We start from the raw sequence: 13,466 nt of genomic DNA, 5'->3' as shown, positions 1-13,466 counted from the left end.
CGTTCGCTCCCGCCGCGAATTCCACCCCACGAGCGCCCGCCCGCGCCGCGCCCGGCACCCTCCCGCTTTTGTCGCGGTCGGTCGAAACGCGTGACGTGTCTCGACACTCGCGCACCGCGTTCGGGACGGTTCGACGCGTCGCCGACCTCGCGGTCGACAGGCAGGTGACGTTCCTCGCGGCCGCCATCGCCTACTACGCGTTCGTCTCGCTCGTCCCCGCGCTCCTGCTGCTGGTCGTCGTCGCCACCGCCGTCTTCGGCGAGACCATCGCCGCCGAGCTGGTGGCGTCCACGGGCGAGTTCCTCACGCCGGCCGGCGAGGAGGCGGTCGTCGGGGCCGTCTCCTCGGCCGGCGGGCGGACCGGCGCGAGCCTGCTCGGGGTCGGGCTGCTGATCTGGTCGACGCTGAAGGTGTTCCGCGGGCTCGACACGGCGTTCGTCTCGCTGTACGGCGGCGAGGAGGCGCCCGGCCTCCTCAAGCAGGTCGCCGACGCCGCCTCGGTCGTCGTCGGCGTCGGCGTCGGCCTCGGCGTGATGGTCGCCGTGGGCGCGTTCGTCGCGGCCGCGGACGCGCTTCCCCTGATCGAGGCGGCGAGCGTCCTCGCCCTGCCCGCTCTCCTCGCGGTCGTGTTCCTCCCGATGTACTACCTCCTGCCGCAGCCGGCGATCGCCGTCCGCGAGGCGCTGCCGGGCGCGGCGTTCGCGGCGGTCTGCTGGACGCTGCTTCAGGCCGGGTTTCAGGTGTACGCCGCGGGCGCTGCGCAGTACGAGGTGTACGGCGTCATCGGCGGCATCCTCCTGCTGGTCACGTGGCTGTACCTCGCCGCCGTCGTCGTCGTCCTCGGTGGCGTGGTCAACGTGGTGCTCGCCGGGCGGGGGACTGGCGGCGACGACTTCGGGGAGGCCGGGGCCGGCGGTCCCGCCGCCGCGTTCGACGGCACCGACGACGCCGCGGACCGGCAGTTACAACAGGACCGCGACCGACCCACGGGTATGAACGGCGAGTCGGATCCCGAGGGGGACGACGGCGAACGGCCGCGCGGCGCGCCGGACGTCGCCGCCCTCGAAGCGGAGGTCCGGGAGCTGCGGTCGCAGCTCGACGAGTTCGAGGACGACGTGGAACGCCGGACGGTCGACAAACCGGAGGTCGAGTCGGAGCTGAAGCGGTACGTCCGCTCGCGGATGCGCCGCGGCCACGCCCGCGGCTGGGGCCCGTACCTCGTGCTGCTGTACGGGACCGTGCTGACGCTCGCCGCGTTGACCTCCCTCGACGGGATCTACGCGGTCGGCGCCATCGTCGTCCTCGGACTCTCGACGCTCGGCCTGTACACGATCTTCGTCGTCGTCGGTATCGGCCTCAACCTGATCGAAACGCCGGGGAAGGCGCTCGACTACGCCCGCCGCCGCGGCGATGACTGACCGGACGACGGACGCGTGACGGGACTCGTCGCCGCCGAGCGTGGGATCGGCGAGTTCGCCGTCGTCGACGCCCTCCCGGAGGCCGTTGTCGTGGTCTTCGCGGCAGTCACCCACCTCGCGGACCCGTGGCTGCTCTTCGCCATGCTCGCCGTCGGCTACTGGTTCGCGAGCGAGGGGGTCGCGGGCTCGCCGCGCCGCGCCGGCGCCACGGCCATCGCGGCCGTCACCTGCGCGTACGCCGCGACGGCGCTCGGCAAGGCGTGGTTCGCGGCTCCCCGCCCGCCCGGCGCGATGCCCCCGGCGGACGTGCCGACGTGGCTCCCCGCGCTCCTGTCGGGCTGGTACGAGGCGCAGGTACTCTCGGACGGGTTCGGCTTCCCGAGCGGGCACGCCACCGGCGGCGCGGCGGCGTACCTCGCGCTCGCGCTGCTGTACGACCGGCTCTGGACCGACCGCGCCCGCTACCTCGCGGCCGGGGCGGTCGCCGTCGCCGTCGCGGCCTCGCGGGTCGTCATCGAAGTCCACTACCTCGTCGACGTGCTCGCCGGCCTGCTCGTCGGCGCGGGGACCGTCGCCGTTGCCCTGCGGCTCGCCGGCGACCCGCGGGTCCGCGGCTCGCCCGGCACGGACGCGGCGGCCGGACCGACCGCCGATCTGAACCCCGCACCGGCGTTCGCCCTCGCGGCGGTCGTCTCCGCGGGCGCGCTGGCCGTCGCCGTCGCCGGCGGGCACACGGGGGAAGTCGTCGAGGCGGGGATCGGGATCGCCACCGGTGCCGGGGGCGCGATCGGCTGGCGGTTCGTCGACGGCGAGGAGCCGTCGGTCCCGCCCCGCGTCGCCGTCCCCGCGCTCGCGGTCACCGGCGGCCTCTGGGTCGGCGCGTACGCCCTCGCGGGGACGCTGCCGGTGACGCTGGTCGCGACGACCGCCGCCGTGGTCGCCGTCGTCGCGCTCCCGGCGCTGTCCGGGCGGATCGAGCGGTCGCTCGCCGAGTGACGCGGCGTCGGAAAAAGTCCCGTCGCGGACCGCGGTCAGGGGCTACTCGACTCGGACCGGGCTCAGAACGTCTCCAGGTAGCGGTCCTCCTCCCACTGCGACACCTGGGTGAGGTACTCGCTGAACTCCTGAGACTTCGCCTCGGCGAACTTCTCGGAGGTGTGCGGGCCGAGCGCCTCCTGGAGCACCTCGTCGGTCTCCAGCTCCTCGACCGCGGCGCCGAGGTTCGGGGGCAGCGTCTCGATGCCGTACTCCTCGCGCTTCGCGTCGTCGAACTCGTAGATGTCCTCGCGGACCGGGTCGCCCGGGTCGGCGCCGGTCTTGATCCCGTCGAGGCCGGCGGCGATGAGCGACGCCATGCCGAGGTAGGGGTTACAGGACGGGTCGGGGCTGCGGACCTCGAAGCGCGCGGAGACGCCCGCGGCGTCCGGGACGCGGACGAGCGCCGAGCGGTTCGTGTCGGACCACGCGACGTAGATCGGGGCCTCGTAGCCGGGCACCAGCCGCTTGTAGGAGTTCACGGTCGGGTTCGTGACCGCCGTGAACCCGGGGGCGTGGTTCAGGATGCCGCCCATGAACTGGTAGGCCGTCTCGCTCAGGTTGAACTCGTCGGAGTCGTCGGCGAAGGCGTTGCCGTCCTCGTCGAACAGCGAGATGTGGCTGTGCATGCCCGAGCCGTTGATGTCGGCGATGGGCTTGGGCATGAACGTCGCGTGGAGGTCGTGCTGCTCGGCGACCGCGCGAACGACGGCGCGGAACGTCGCGATGTTGTCCGCGGTCGTGAGCGCGTCGGCGTACTTGAAGTTGATCTCGTGTTGGCCCTCCGCGACCTCGTGGTGGGAGGCCTCGATCTCGAAGCCCATCTCCTCTAAGGTGAAGATGATCTCCTTGCGCACGTCGGACGCGAGGTCCTTCGGGGCGAGATCGAAGTAGCCGCCGTTGTCGTGCGGGATGGTCGTCGCGTTGCCGTCGTCGTCCTTCTCGAACAGGAAGAACTCCGGCTCCGGCCCGATCGAGACGGAGTAGCCCATCTCCTCGGCCTCGGCGAGGACCGACTTCAGGACCTGCCGCGGCCCGCCGACGAACGGCTCGCCGTCGGTGTCGACGATGTCACAGATGAGCCGCGCCGCGCCCGAGTCGCCGTCGTTGCGCCACGGGAGCACCGCGAACGTGTCGGGGTCGGGGACGAGCCGCATGTCCGACTCCTGGATGCGCACGAACCCCTCGATTGAGGAGCCGTCGAAGTAGATGCCTTCGGTGAACGCCTTCTCCGCCTGGTGGGCGGGGACGGAGACGTTCTTCACGACGCCGAGGATGTCAGTGAACTGAAGCCGCAGGAAATCGACGTTCTGCTCCTCGATCTCGTCGAGTACCGCCTGTTCCTCGGCCGTGAGGCCGCCGTCCGGTTTCGCGTGTTCGTCCGTCATGTTCTGGACGTTTGATTCGTTATCTGCCAGTATAAAGGCCTTATCGCTTGGCGCATGAACCGCCGGACAGGCAAAACTGCTGGACGTTCGTAAAATTCTAAACCCCCGAAAGCGTGGTTAGGTGTGATGACGTACGAAAACCTCGACGCGAAGCTCATCAACTCGCTGCTCAGCAACGGCCGCGCGAGTCTCCGGAGCTTGGGCGACGAACTCGACGTATCGGTGACGACCGTTTCGAACCACCTGCGCGACCTCGAAGAGGAAGGCGTCATTCGGGGGTACACGCCCGTCGTCGACTACGACAAGCTCGGCTACGACGTGACCGCCGTGCTCCAGCTCAAGGTCGAAGGGAGCGCGCTGCCGGACGTGACCGAGAAGCTGCGGCAGGAGAAACAGATGGTGAGCGTCTACGAGGTCACCGGGGATTACGACGTGATCGCCATCGGGAAGTTTACCGACACGGACGGGATGAACGACCAGATCAAGTCGATCCTCACGGACGCGGACATCAGGGAGTCGAACACGAGCGTCGTCCTCAACGCGGTCACGGAGAACGAGCAGTTCGACCTCGACGTCAAGGAGTAGTTCGGCCGCCGCCGGGGCCCTCTCCGCGCCGCCGACACCTCTCTTCGTACCGGCGCGAGCCGTCCCCGCGCTGCCCGCTGCCGGCTCAGTCTCTCCGCCGCTCCGCCGCCGCCTCCAGCGTCTCCACCGCCGGGAGCGGCTCGCCCGTCAGCGCGCGGATGTACGCGCCGCCCGCGATGGAGACGTGCGAGAAGTCCGCCTCGCTCAGCCCGTACATCTCGATGGCCCGCGAGGTGTCGCCCCCGCCGACGACCGAGAAGCAGTCCGTCTCCGCGATGGCGTCGAGGACGCCCACGGTGCCGTCGGCGAACCGCTCGTCCTCGAAGACGCCGAGCGCGCCCTTCACGAAGACCGCGTCGGACTCGCGGATCGCCGGCTCGTAGTCGGCGACCGTCGTCGCCCCCACGTCGAGGTACCCCGTCTCCTTCTCGCCGATGTCGTCGACGGGGACCTCAGCGCGCTCGCCGTCGGGACCCTCGTACGCAAGGTCGCTCGCGAGGCCGATCGCGTCGCCGCGCTCGTCGAGGACCGACTCGATCAGCTCGCGGTTCCGCTCCCACTGCTCGTCGAAGAGGTCCATCTCGCCCACGTCGCGGCCGACGGGGTGACCCGCGGCGCGGAGGAATAGCTCGCCGGCGACGCCGCCGAGGAGGAAGCGGTCGACGCGGTCGTCGAGGGCGTCCATTACGCCGATCACGTCGGTCGCCTTCGTCCCCCCGACGACCATCGTGACCGGGCCGTCGAACTCGCGGGTCGCGATCGCGGTGTTCGCCTCGTACTCCGTCTCCATCACGCGGCCCGCGTACGCGGGGAGGACGAGCGGGAAGCCGACGAGCGAGGCGTGCTTCCGGTGGGCCGCCGAGTAGGCGTCGTTGACGTACGCGTCGAACAGCGGCGCGAGCGTCCGGACGAACTCCGTCTCGGCCTTCTCTTCGGGCGACGCCTCCGGAAGCTCGTCGTCGCACATCCGCGTGTTCTCCAGCAGGAGGATCTCTCCCGCGTCGAGCGCGTCGATCGCCTCCAGCGCCTCGTCGCCGTACGTGTCGGCCACGAACCCAACGTCGCGGCCGACGCGGTCGGCGAGGATCTCGGCGTGGCCGCCGAGGGACGTGAAGTCGTCGCGACCGGGTCGGCCCTGATGAGCCAGCAGGACGACGCGGTGTCCCGCCTCGGCCAGCTCGCGGACGGTCTCCGCGTGGCGCTCGAAGCGGCGGTTGTCCTGCGGTGTTCCGTCCTCGATAGGCGAGTTGAGGTCCAGTCGGACGAGGACGCGCGAGTCTGCCGAGAGGTCGTCGAGGGTGTTGAACGCGGGCATGGGTGAGGAGTCGTCGATGAGCTCGTTAAGCGGTTGCGCTCCGGGGGAACGTTGCCGTCCGAAGGTCCGTCCCGTCGAACGGGCGGTGCGTGTCGAGCGCGTCGGTCGCGACGCGCCAGACGAACCGGCCGTCTACGCCTCGTCGTGGACGTACGCGGCCATGTCGAGCAGCCGGTTCGAGAAGCCGTACTCGTTGTCGTACCAGGTGAGGATCTTCAGCAGCTTCCCGCCGGCGATGACGTTCGTCGACTGGAGGTCGACGTAGCTGGAGAACGGGAGGCCGACGATGTCGGAGGAGACGACCTCGTCGTCGGTGTAGCCGAGAACGCCCGCGAGCGGACCGGAGTCGGCGGCTTCGCGGAAGGCGGCGTTGACCTCCTCCTCGGTGACGGTCTCGTCGAGGCTGACGACGAACTCGGTGAGGGAGCCGGTCGGGACCGGGACGCGCATCGCCATGCCGTCGATCTTCCCCTCCAGCTGCGGGAGGACCTTCTGCGCCGCGCCCGCGGCGCCCGTCGAGGTGGGAACGATGTTCTCGGCAGCCGCACGGCCGCGGCGACGCTTGCTCATCGGGCCGTCGATGAGGCTCTGCGAGCCCGTGTAGGCGTGGACGGTGGTGAGGGTACCGGCGTCGATGCCGAACTCCGCGTCGAGCACCTTCGCGACCGGCGTGATGGAGTTCGTCGTACAGGAGGCGTTCGAGATCACGTCGTCGCCCTCGTACTCGTCGTGGTTGACGCCGTAGACGAGCTGTTTGACCGGCTTGTCGCCCTTCGGAGGCGCCGAGATGATCACGGTGTCGGCGCCGCCGTCGAGGTGCGCGCTCGCGTCGTCGCGGGTGCGGAAGACGCCCGTACACTCTAGGGCGACGTCGACGTCGAGCTCGTCCCACGGGAGGTCGGCGGGGTCCTGAACGTTGAACAGCGGGACGGCCGTGTCGCCGACCGTCAGCTCATCGCCGTCGCGTTCGACGCCGTCGAGACGACCCATGACGGTGTCGTACTTCGCGAGATACCCCATGTCGTCGAAGTCCATCACGTCGTTGATCCCGACGAGTTCGATCCGCGGGCTCTCTAACACCGCGCGGAACACGTTGCGCCCGATGCGACCGAAGCCGTTGAGCCCCACCCGCACGACCTCGTCGTCGCTCACGTCGTCACCGGCCGCCAGATTCGATTTACTCATATTCGAAAAAGCCGAGCCGCAACTACTTAAATCCGGCCCAGTCGCGGCGAGACCGTCATAATCGTTGGAATTTGTTACGGCCGGTGTCGCGTCTCGCGGCCGAGGGCCGGCGACGGCGGTCGCTCGTCGTCCGCCGGATCGCTGCTTTCCCGCGGCGGATAGCGGCCGATACGGCGACCGACAGAAGGCTTATCGGGGTCACCGACCTCACGGAAGGTATGGACAGAGACGACCGCGACGATCCGTTCGGAGACTTCTTCGAGGAGATCGAGCGGATGATGAACGAGATGGCCACCGGCGACGCTCCGTCGGCCGACGACGCCGGGTTCGGCTCCGACACCCACGTCGACGCGTACACCACCGAGGAGTCGGTGCGTCTCGTCGCCGACCTCCCCGCCGTCTCGAAGGAGGACCTCTCGCTCCGCTGCGACGGCGACGCGCTCACCATCTCCGCGGTCTCCGACCGGCGCGAGTACGACGAGACGGTCGACCTCCCCGCGCCCGTCGACGAGCACTCCGCCGACGCGACGTTCAACAACGGCGTCCTCGAGGTCTCGTTCGACCGCGACGAGGACAGCGCGTCGATCGACCTCGTCTGAGCCGGCCCGCCTCCCGGGGCTCGCTCGCTCTCCTCACTCCTCCTCGGCGGTCCGCCGGACGAGCGCCGCGAACCGGTCGTAGAAGCCGTCCTCGTACTTCGTCGCGGCGTCGACCGTCGGCCGCGCGTTCGTCTCGTTGACGACGAGCCGGTCGTCGGTCGCGAGCAGGTCGACGCCGAGGTAGTCGATCCCCAGCGCCGCGGCCGCGCGCTCCGCGAGGTCGCGCGCTCGCGGATCGAGGTCGACGCCGCGAGCGGTCGCACCGCGGTGGACGTTGTGTTTCCACCGGCCGGCCGCGAGCGCGTCGGCGTCGAGTTCGCGTTCCACCGCCCCGGCGTACGCGCCGTCGACGACCATCGCGCGGTAGTCGCGCGCGTCGGGAAGGTACTCCTGAAGCAGGAACGACTTGTCGCCGGTCGCGCGGTAGTCGTGGATCAGGTTCAGGTAGTCGACGACGCCCAGCAGCGAGTCGAGGTCGGTCGCGGTCGCGACGCCCACCCCGCGGGTCGCGGAGTTCGGCTTCACGACGACCGGGTAGGAGAACTCGCTCGCGGCGTCGACGACGACCGACTCGTCGACGGGGTTCGACACGAGCGTCGTCTTCGGCGTCGGGAGGCCGGCGGCGGAGAGCGTCGCCAGCACGCCGGCCTTGTTGCGCGAAGTCACGACCGCGTCGCGGCCGTTCACCCACGGCACGCCCAGCCGCTCGTCGACGACCGCGCCCTCCATGAGCCGGGTGGGGTAGACGAGGCCGACGTCGAAGTCGGCGAACTCGTCGGGGTCGCCCGCGCCGTCTCGCGCCGCCGCGCCGCCCGAGACGCGCAGCGCTCGCTCTTTCGCTCGGACGTGACCGACGTCGATGCCGCGGTCCGCGAGGGGCCCGCGCACGCGCTCGAACGTCTCCGCGTCGGTGGTCATCGCGAGCCGGAGCATAACCGTGTTGGGGGCCGTTCGGACTTAAAAACGGCGCGAGCGGAACGACGGCAGCGACGCGTTCCGACGGCCGGTAGCGCGTGCCTCGCGGCCGGGGACTCGGATGCGTTCACCGTCGATTCGCAGTCTGATACGTACGAATAAGCGGTCGAGGTGTCGGCGAGGTCTCCCGTCGATACGCGCGAAGCGACCTATTGGAGGTGGCCTTCTTCGCGGAGCTGTTCGGCCTCGCTCTTCTCGTAGCGCCACGAGATGTCGGCCTTCTCGTCCTGCCAGTCCCACGGCTCGACGAGGACGATGTCGTCTTCGCGGATCCACACGCGCTTTTGCATCCGGCCGGGGATGCGCGCGGTCCGCTGTTTCCCGTCCGCGCAGCGCACCTTGACGCGGTTCGCGCCGAGCATCTCGACGACCTCCGCGAACACCTCGTCGTCGTCGGGCATCCGGAGGTCGTTCCGACCGCCGCCGTCTCCGTTGCTCATGCGTACGCGGTGATACGCGCTCGCGGAAATAAAAGGGCCGCTCTCCGCCGGGACCGAAACGGCCCTTTTACCTCTGGGGACCGCCGAGGCGACGACATGCGTGACACGCTCGGACTCGAAGGCATCGCCGGCGTCCTCGTCGTCCTCGTCGGTATCGGTATCCTGACCCTCCGCGATCCGGTCGTCGCCGGCGCCCTGATGGTCGTGCTCGCCGGTCTCGCGCTGATCGCGAAGGGGCTCGTCGACACCGCCATGCGATCGTTCGGGCTGAAGTGAACCCTCGGCGGCGGTCCGACCGACTCCGGACGAGCGGCCGTCCGCGCGACGCGGCGTTCACCGTGGTCCCGAAAGAGTCATAATCGCCGACCGTCCCTCACCGGGTATGGTCGAAGTACCTGCCGTCGCGGTCGAACTCGTCGAACTCCTCGCCGCTGCCGTCGGCGCCGGCGCGGCCGCCGCGGTCGGCGTCGTGCTCGAACAGTTCGGGCTCTCCGCCGTCTCCGGCGGCGATCTCGTCCTCGGCGCGTGGGCCGTCGGCATGGGACTGATCGCGCTGTACGTCGGCCTCGTCGGTCTCGGCTACGAGCAGGCGCTCCCGCGGCTGCGCCGCCTCGCGAGCGGCGAGTAACTCACAGGTCCCCGTCCGCGGCGAGTTCGCGCACTCGGTCGGCGCGCTCGCGGATCGCCGCCCACTCCTCGTCGTCCTTCTTGTCGACGTGCGAGTACATCAGCCCCATTCGCCCGGTGCCGCGGAGCGTCTCCTCGTTCTCCTTCAGGAAGTCCCAGTAGAGCGCGTTGAACGGGCAGGCCCCGTCGCCCGTGGTCCGCGAGACGGCGTACGGGCAGTCGGCGCAGTGGTCGCTCATCCGGTTGACGTAGCTCCCCGAGGAGGCGTACGGCTTCGAGGAGAGCACGTCCGTGCCGAACGACCCCATCGCGACGACGTTCGGCGTCGTCACCCAGTGGTAGGCGTCGACGAAGCCGAGGTGGAACCACTCGTTCACGTCGGCGGGGTCGGCGCCGTACACGAGCGCGAAGTTCGACAGCACCATCAGCCGCTCGATGTGGTGGGCGTAGCCGAACTCGCGGACGTGCCCGACCGCCTCCGAGAGACACCGCATGTCCGTCTCGCCGTCCCAGTAGGCGGGGGGAAGCTCCCGGTCCTGTTCCAACTGATTCGCCTCCGCGAGCTCCGGCATCGCCTCGCGGTAGACGTGGCGTATGAACTCCCGCCAGCCGATCACCTGCCTCACGAACCCTTCTACGGCGTTGAGCGGGACGGGGGCGGGCTCGTTGCCCCCGGCCGCTCTGCCCCCGGTCGCTCCGTCCTCGCCGTCCGCCGCGTCCCCGCCGAACTCGCTGAGCGAGGTCGCCGTCCCGCCCGCGTCGCCGTGGTCGTCTGGGTCGTACGCGCCGGGCTCGACCCCCCGCTCCTCGTAGGCGCGCTCGACCGCCCGCACCGGCTCGCGCGGGTCGAGCAGCCCGAGGTTGATCGCCGGCGACAGCAGCGAGTGCGAGAGGAACGGCTCGCCGCCGACCATCGCGTCCTCGTACCGTCCGAACGCGGGCAGCCCGTCGCGGACGAACCGGTCGAGCGCCTCGCGGGCCTCTGCCCGCGTGACCGGCCACGCGAACCCGTCGAGCGCGTTGTTCCCCCACGTGTCGAACCGGTCGCACACCCACGCGTGGGTCTCGCGGGTCAGCTCGTCCGGCTCGAACGTCGGCCGCCCCGGCGGTTCCCAGTCCTTCGGCGGCGTCTCCTGATTCAGGTCGTCGTAGTTCCACTCCCCGCCGACCGGCTCGCCGTCGTCCATCAGCACGCCCGTCTCGCGACGGACGTGCCGGTACCAGTGCTCCTGCCGGTAGGTGCGCTCCGCGGCCCCGTCGGCGCCGATCTCGGTCCCCTCGTCGCCGGCCCACTCGCGCCAGTCCGCCGGCGTCGTCCAGAACAGCTCGTTGTCGACGAGTTCGAGGGTGCCGCCGCGCTCGGCGACCAGCCCGCGGAGCCGCTCGCCGGCGCCGTGGCTCGCGGGGCGCATGAGCCGCAGGCGCGGCCCGTCGTCGTCCTCGCCGTCGTTCGCCTCGGCCGCCCGACCAGCGAAGAACTCGTCGAGCCCCTCGCCGAACGACTCCGCCTGAACGTACGTCACGTCGTGGCCGCGATCGCGGAGGTCGTCGCGGAAGTGCCGCATCGCCGAGAACACGAGCGTCAGCTTGTGGGCGTGGTACGGCTTCCGGTCGGCGAACCCGTGCGCTTCGATCAGGAGGACCTCGTCGGCCGCGTCGAGGGCGTCGAGGTCGGGGTTGAGCTGGTCACCGAGCAGCCAGCAGGTCGTCCGGTCGCTCACGGGACGAATAACGCTCCCGAGTCTCATAGCTCCGGCGGCGTCGCTCGACCGCGACCTCCCGGAACGACGCGTCACCCGCGGACTTTTGTCGGCCCCCCGTGTCGGGCGAGCCATGGACGAGATCCTCACGAACTGGCTGCTCGGCCTCATCGCCGCCCTCCTCGCCGTGCTGGTGCTCGACTCGACCGGACAGTCCTTCCTCGCGCCGCTCTCGCCGGTCGCGAACGTGCTCGCGCTCGTGACGTTCCTCGCGTTCGTCATCCTCACCGGGGCGTTCCTCGTGTACACGGCGTCGTTCCGGGACCTCTGATCCCCGCTTCGGGCCGAGCCCGTCGCTGCCGCCGCGCGTAGCTTTTTGTTCCGCCTCGAACTGGTGCGCGTATGGAGTACACCACGCTCGGCTCCACCGGCACCACCGTCTCGAAGATCTGTCTCGGCTGTATGAGCTTCGGCGACCCGGACTGGCGCGAGTGGGTGCTCGACGAGGAGGCGGGCCGCGAGCTCGTCGACCGCGCCGTCGAACTCGGCGTGAACTTCTTCGACACCGCCAACATGTACTCGAACGGCGCGAGCGAGCGCGTCCTCGGTGACGCCCTCGGCGAATACGACCGCGAGGAGTTCGTCGTGGCCACGAAGGGGTACTTCCAGATGGACGAGTCGAACCCGAACTCGGGCGGCCTCTCCCGGAAGGCCATCGAGCAGGAGCTGTCGAACTCCCTTGACCGGCTCGGCATGGAGACGGTCGACCTCTATCAGATCCACCGCTGGGACGACGACACGCCGATCGAGGAGACGCTCGCCGCGCTCGACGACGCGGTGCGACGGGGCGACGTGCGACACGTCGGCGCCTCCTCGATGTGGGCCCACCAGTTCGCCGAGGCGCTCCACGCGAGCGACCGCGAGGGGTACGAGCGGTTCGCCACGATGCAGAACCACTACAACCTCGCCTACCGCGAGGAGGAGCGCGAGATGCTCCCGCTGTGCGAGAAGGAGGGAATCGGCGTGATGCCGTGGAGCCCCCTCGCGCGCGGCTACCTGACGCGCCCGCACGAGGAGGTCGACGCCACCCTCCGCGGCGAGACCGAGGAGCACCTCTACGCGCACCCCTACCGCGAGGGCGGCGGGCGGGCGGTCAACGAGCGAGTCGAGGAGCTCGCCGCGGAGGAGGGCGTGAAGATGGCGCAGATCGCGCTCGCGTGGCTGTTCCACAAGGAGTGGGTCGACACGCCCATCGTCGGCACGACGAGCGTCGAACACCTCGAAGACGCGGTCGAGGCGCTCGACGTCAACCTCTCCGATTCCGACGTGGAGTGGCTCGAAGAGCCGTACGAGCCGGTCCGCGTCTCCGGTCACGAGTGACGGCGGAGCGCGACTCCGGCTGCGCGCTCGGCGACCTAAATCGTGTTTTAGGAATATGTCGATAAGCCATTTGTATGCTAGTGAATGTCACACTCATATGGCCGACGACACCGACAGAACCCCGACCCGGTCGAGGACGGAGTACGCTCGCACCCGGATCCGGTGTCCGAACTGCGGCGACCGCGTGCCTGCGGCCGGCCGGGACACGGACTCGGCGGAGTGCCCGAACTGCCACCGGCTGATTCGGACCTGACGCCGGCTCGGGGCCGCCGGCGGAGCGCCGGTCCGACACCGCCGCCCGCCGGCTATTTATAAACACACCGTCGCGGGCGCCACGACAACCCTTTTCGGCGGCGCCGCCGAACCGTGGCGCATGGCAGACGACGACGCCACCGACCCCGAGAACGGCGAGGGCGGCGAACAGAGCGACGGCGACGACGGCGAGGAGAAGTCGTTCCGCGAGCGCGTCGAGGAGATCCGGGAGCGACGCGAGCAGGAGCGCGAGGAGGGCGACCGGCCCGACCCGGAGGAGATGATGGGTGGCGGCGGCGGCCCGCCGGGGATGGGCGGTGGCGGCGGCGGCAACCCCTTCGCGCAGATGATGTCCGGCATGATGGGCGGCGGCGGCCCCGGCGGCGCGGGCGGCCCGCCCGGCATGGGCGGCGGTCCCGGCGCGGGCGCAGAGCAGGGCGCCCGCGGCGACGACGGCGGCAACGAGGAGCTCGTCCGCGAGGTGCGCCAGCTCCGCGACGAGGTCCGCGACGCCACCCGCCAGCTCCAGCGCATCGCGCAGGCGCTCGAAGACGACTGAGCCGACGG

Annotated in this window: 16 protein-coding genes; 10 read left to right on the top strand and 6 right to left on the bottom strand. The window is 70.3% G+C overall.

Going from position 1 to position 13,466, the window contains the following annotated elements; all coding sequences use genetic code 11:
• The first annotated feature begins 95 nt into the window (after window positions 1-95).
• Entirely contained in the window at window positions 96-1,418 is a 1,323-nt protein-coding gene (locus EO776_RS13220) for a YihY/virulence factor BrkB family protein (protein WP_099289108.1), read from the top strand.
• Between the two features lie 15 nt (window positions 1,419-1,433).
• Window positions 1,434-2,414, top strand: a complete 981-nt coding sequence (locus tag EO776_RS13215; protein WP_049930211.1) for a phosphatase PAP2 family protein — start codon at window positions 1,434-1,436, stop codon at window positions 2,412-2,414.
• Between the two features lie 62 nt (window positions 2,415-2,476).
• Here the strand turns inward: EO776_RS13215 and glnA are convergent, their stop codons facing one another.
• On the bottom strand, window positions 2,477-3,841 hold the full coding sequence (gene glnA, locus EO776_RS13210) for a type I glutamate--ammonia ligase (RefSeq protein ID WP_099289109.1): 1,365 nt from the start codon (window positions 3,839-3,841) through the stop codon (window positions 2,477-2,479).
• Between the two features lie 126 nt (window positions 3,842-3,967).
• On the opposite strand from glnA, the gene lrp reads away from it, so the two are divergent.
• Window positions 3,968-4,426, top strand: coding sequence for an HTH-type transcriptional regulator Lrp (gene lrp, locus EO776_RS13205; RefSeq protein ID WP_008441157.1), 459 nt, complete (start codon window positions 3,968-3,970; stop codon window positions 4,424-4,426).
• Between the two features lie 85 nt (window positions 4,427-4,511).
• Here the strand turns inward: lrp and EO776_RS13200 are convergent, their stop codons facing one another.
• A complete protein-coding gene (locus tag EO776_RS13200; RefSeq protein ID WP_129452444.1) occupies window positions 4,512-5,741 on the bottom strand; it encodes a phosphoglycerate kinase in 1,230 nt (409 codons plus the stop codon).
• A gap of 132 nt (window positions 5,742-5,873) precedes the next feature.
• Window positions 5,874-6,926, bottom strand: a complete 1,053-nt coding sequence (gap, locus tag EO776_RS13195) for a type I glyceraldehyde-3-phosphate dehydrogenase (RefSeq protein ID WP_049930217.1) — start codon at window positions 6,924-6,926, stop codon at window positions 5,874-5,876.
• Between the two features lie 218 nt (window positions 6,927-7,144).
• Here gap and EO776_RS13190 point away from each other — a divergent pair, with 218 nt between their 5' ends.
• The gene (locus tag EO776_RS13190) at window positions 7,145-7,525 is read left to right on the top strand and encodes an Hsp20/alpha crystallin family protein (protein ID WP_049930219.1); all 381 of its coding nucleotides are present in this window, start codon (window positions 7,145-7,147) and stop codon (window positions 7,523-7,525) included.
• 33 nt (window positions 7,526-7,558) lie between these two features.
• Here the strand turns inward: EO776_RS13190 and EO776_RS13185 are convergent, their stop codons facing one another.
• Entirely contained in the window at window positions 7,559-8,458 is a 900-nt protein-coding gene (locus EO776_RS13185; RefSeq protein WP_086216096.1) for an ATP-grasp domain-containing protein, read from the bottom strand.
• A gap of 191 nt (window positions 8,459-8,649) precedes the next feature.
• Window positions 8,650-8,940: a translation initiation factor eIF-1A gene (eif1A, locus tag EO776_RS13180; protein WP_004597376.1), complete on the bottom strand. Its 291-nt coding sequence runs from the start codon at window positions 8,938-8,940 to the stop codon at window positions 8,650-8,652.
• 96 nt (window positions 8,941-9,036) lie between these two features.
• Here eif1A and EO776_RS13175 point away from each other — a divergent pair, with 96 nt between their 5' ends.
• Window positions 9,037-9,216 carry a DUF7470 family protein gene (locus EO776_RS13175; RefSeq protein ID WP_049930222.1) on the top strand — a complete coding sequence of 60 codons (180 nt, stop codon included), beginning with the start codon at window positions 9,037-9,039 and terminating at the stop codon, window positions 9,214-9,216.
• Between the two features lie 106 nt (window positions 9,217-9,322).
• A complete protein-coding gene (locus EO776_RS13170) occupies window positions 9,323-9,568 on the top strand; it encodes a hypothetical protein (RefSeq protein WP_089308354.1) in 246 nt (81 codons plus the stop codon).
• Window position 9,569: 1 nt separating this feature from the next.
• Here EO776_RS13170 and EO776_RS13165 read toward each other — a convergent pair whose 3' ends face one another.
• Window positions 9,570-11,288, bottom strand: a complete 1,719-nt coding sequence (locus tag EO776_RS13165) for a cryptochrome/photolyase family protein (RefSeq protein WP_129452443.1) — start codon at window positions 11,286-11,288, stop codon at window positions 9,570-9,572.
• Window positions 11,289-11,400: 112 nt separating this feature from the next.
• Between EO776_RS13165 and EO776_RS13160 the strand changes: the two genes are divergently transcribed.
• The 4 genes from EO776_RS13160 (at window position 11,401) to EO776_RS13150 (ending at window position 13,458) form a co-directional block, all read left to right on the top strand.
• Window positions 11,401-11,598 carry a hypothetical protein gene (locus tag EO776_RS13160; protein WP_049930226.1) on the top strand — a complete coding sequence of 66 codons (198 nt, stop codon included), beginning with the start codon at window positions 11,401-11,403 and terminating at the stop codon, window positions 11,596-11,598.
• 71 nt (window positions 11,599-11,669) lie between these two features.
• Window positions 11,670-12,647, top strand: a complete 978-nt coding sequence (locus EO776_RS13155) for an aldo/keto reductase (protein ID WP_089308352.1) — start codon at window positions 11,670-11,672, stop codon at window positions 12,645-12,647.
• A gap of 97 nt (window positions 12,648-12,744) precedes the next feature.
• Entirely contained in the window at window positions 12,745-12,900 is a 156-nt protein-coding gene (locus EO776_RS19050) for a hypothetical protein (protein ID WP_176450687.1), read from the top strand.
• A 120-nt stretch (window positions 12,901-13,020) separates the two neighbouring features.
• Window positions 13,021-13,458, top strand: a complete 438-nt coding sequence (locus EO776_RS13150; protein ID WP_094494609.1) for a hypothetical protein — start codon at window positions 13,021-13,023, stop codon at window positions 13,456-13,458.
• Window positions 13,459-13,466: the final 8 nt, after the last annotated feature.

The sequence above is a fragment of the Halorubrum ezzemoulense genome (genome assembly GCF_004126515.1).
Taxonomy (GTDB): domain Archaea; phylum Halobacteriota; class Halobacteria; order Halobacteriales; family Haloferacaceae; genus Halorubrum; species Halorubrum ezzemoulense.
Note: the sequence above shows the minus strand (reverse complement) of the source record. Positions and strands in the feature narration are given on the sequence as shown.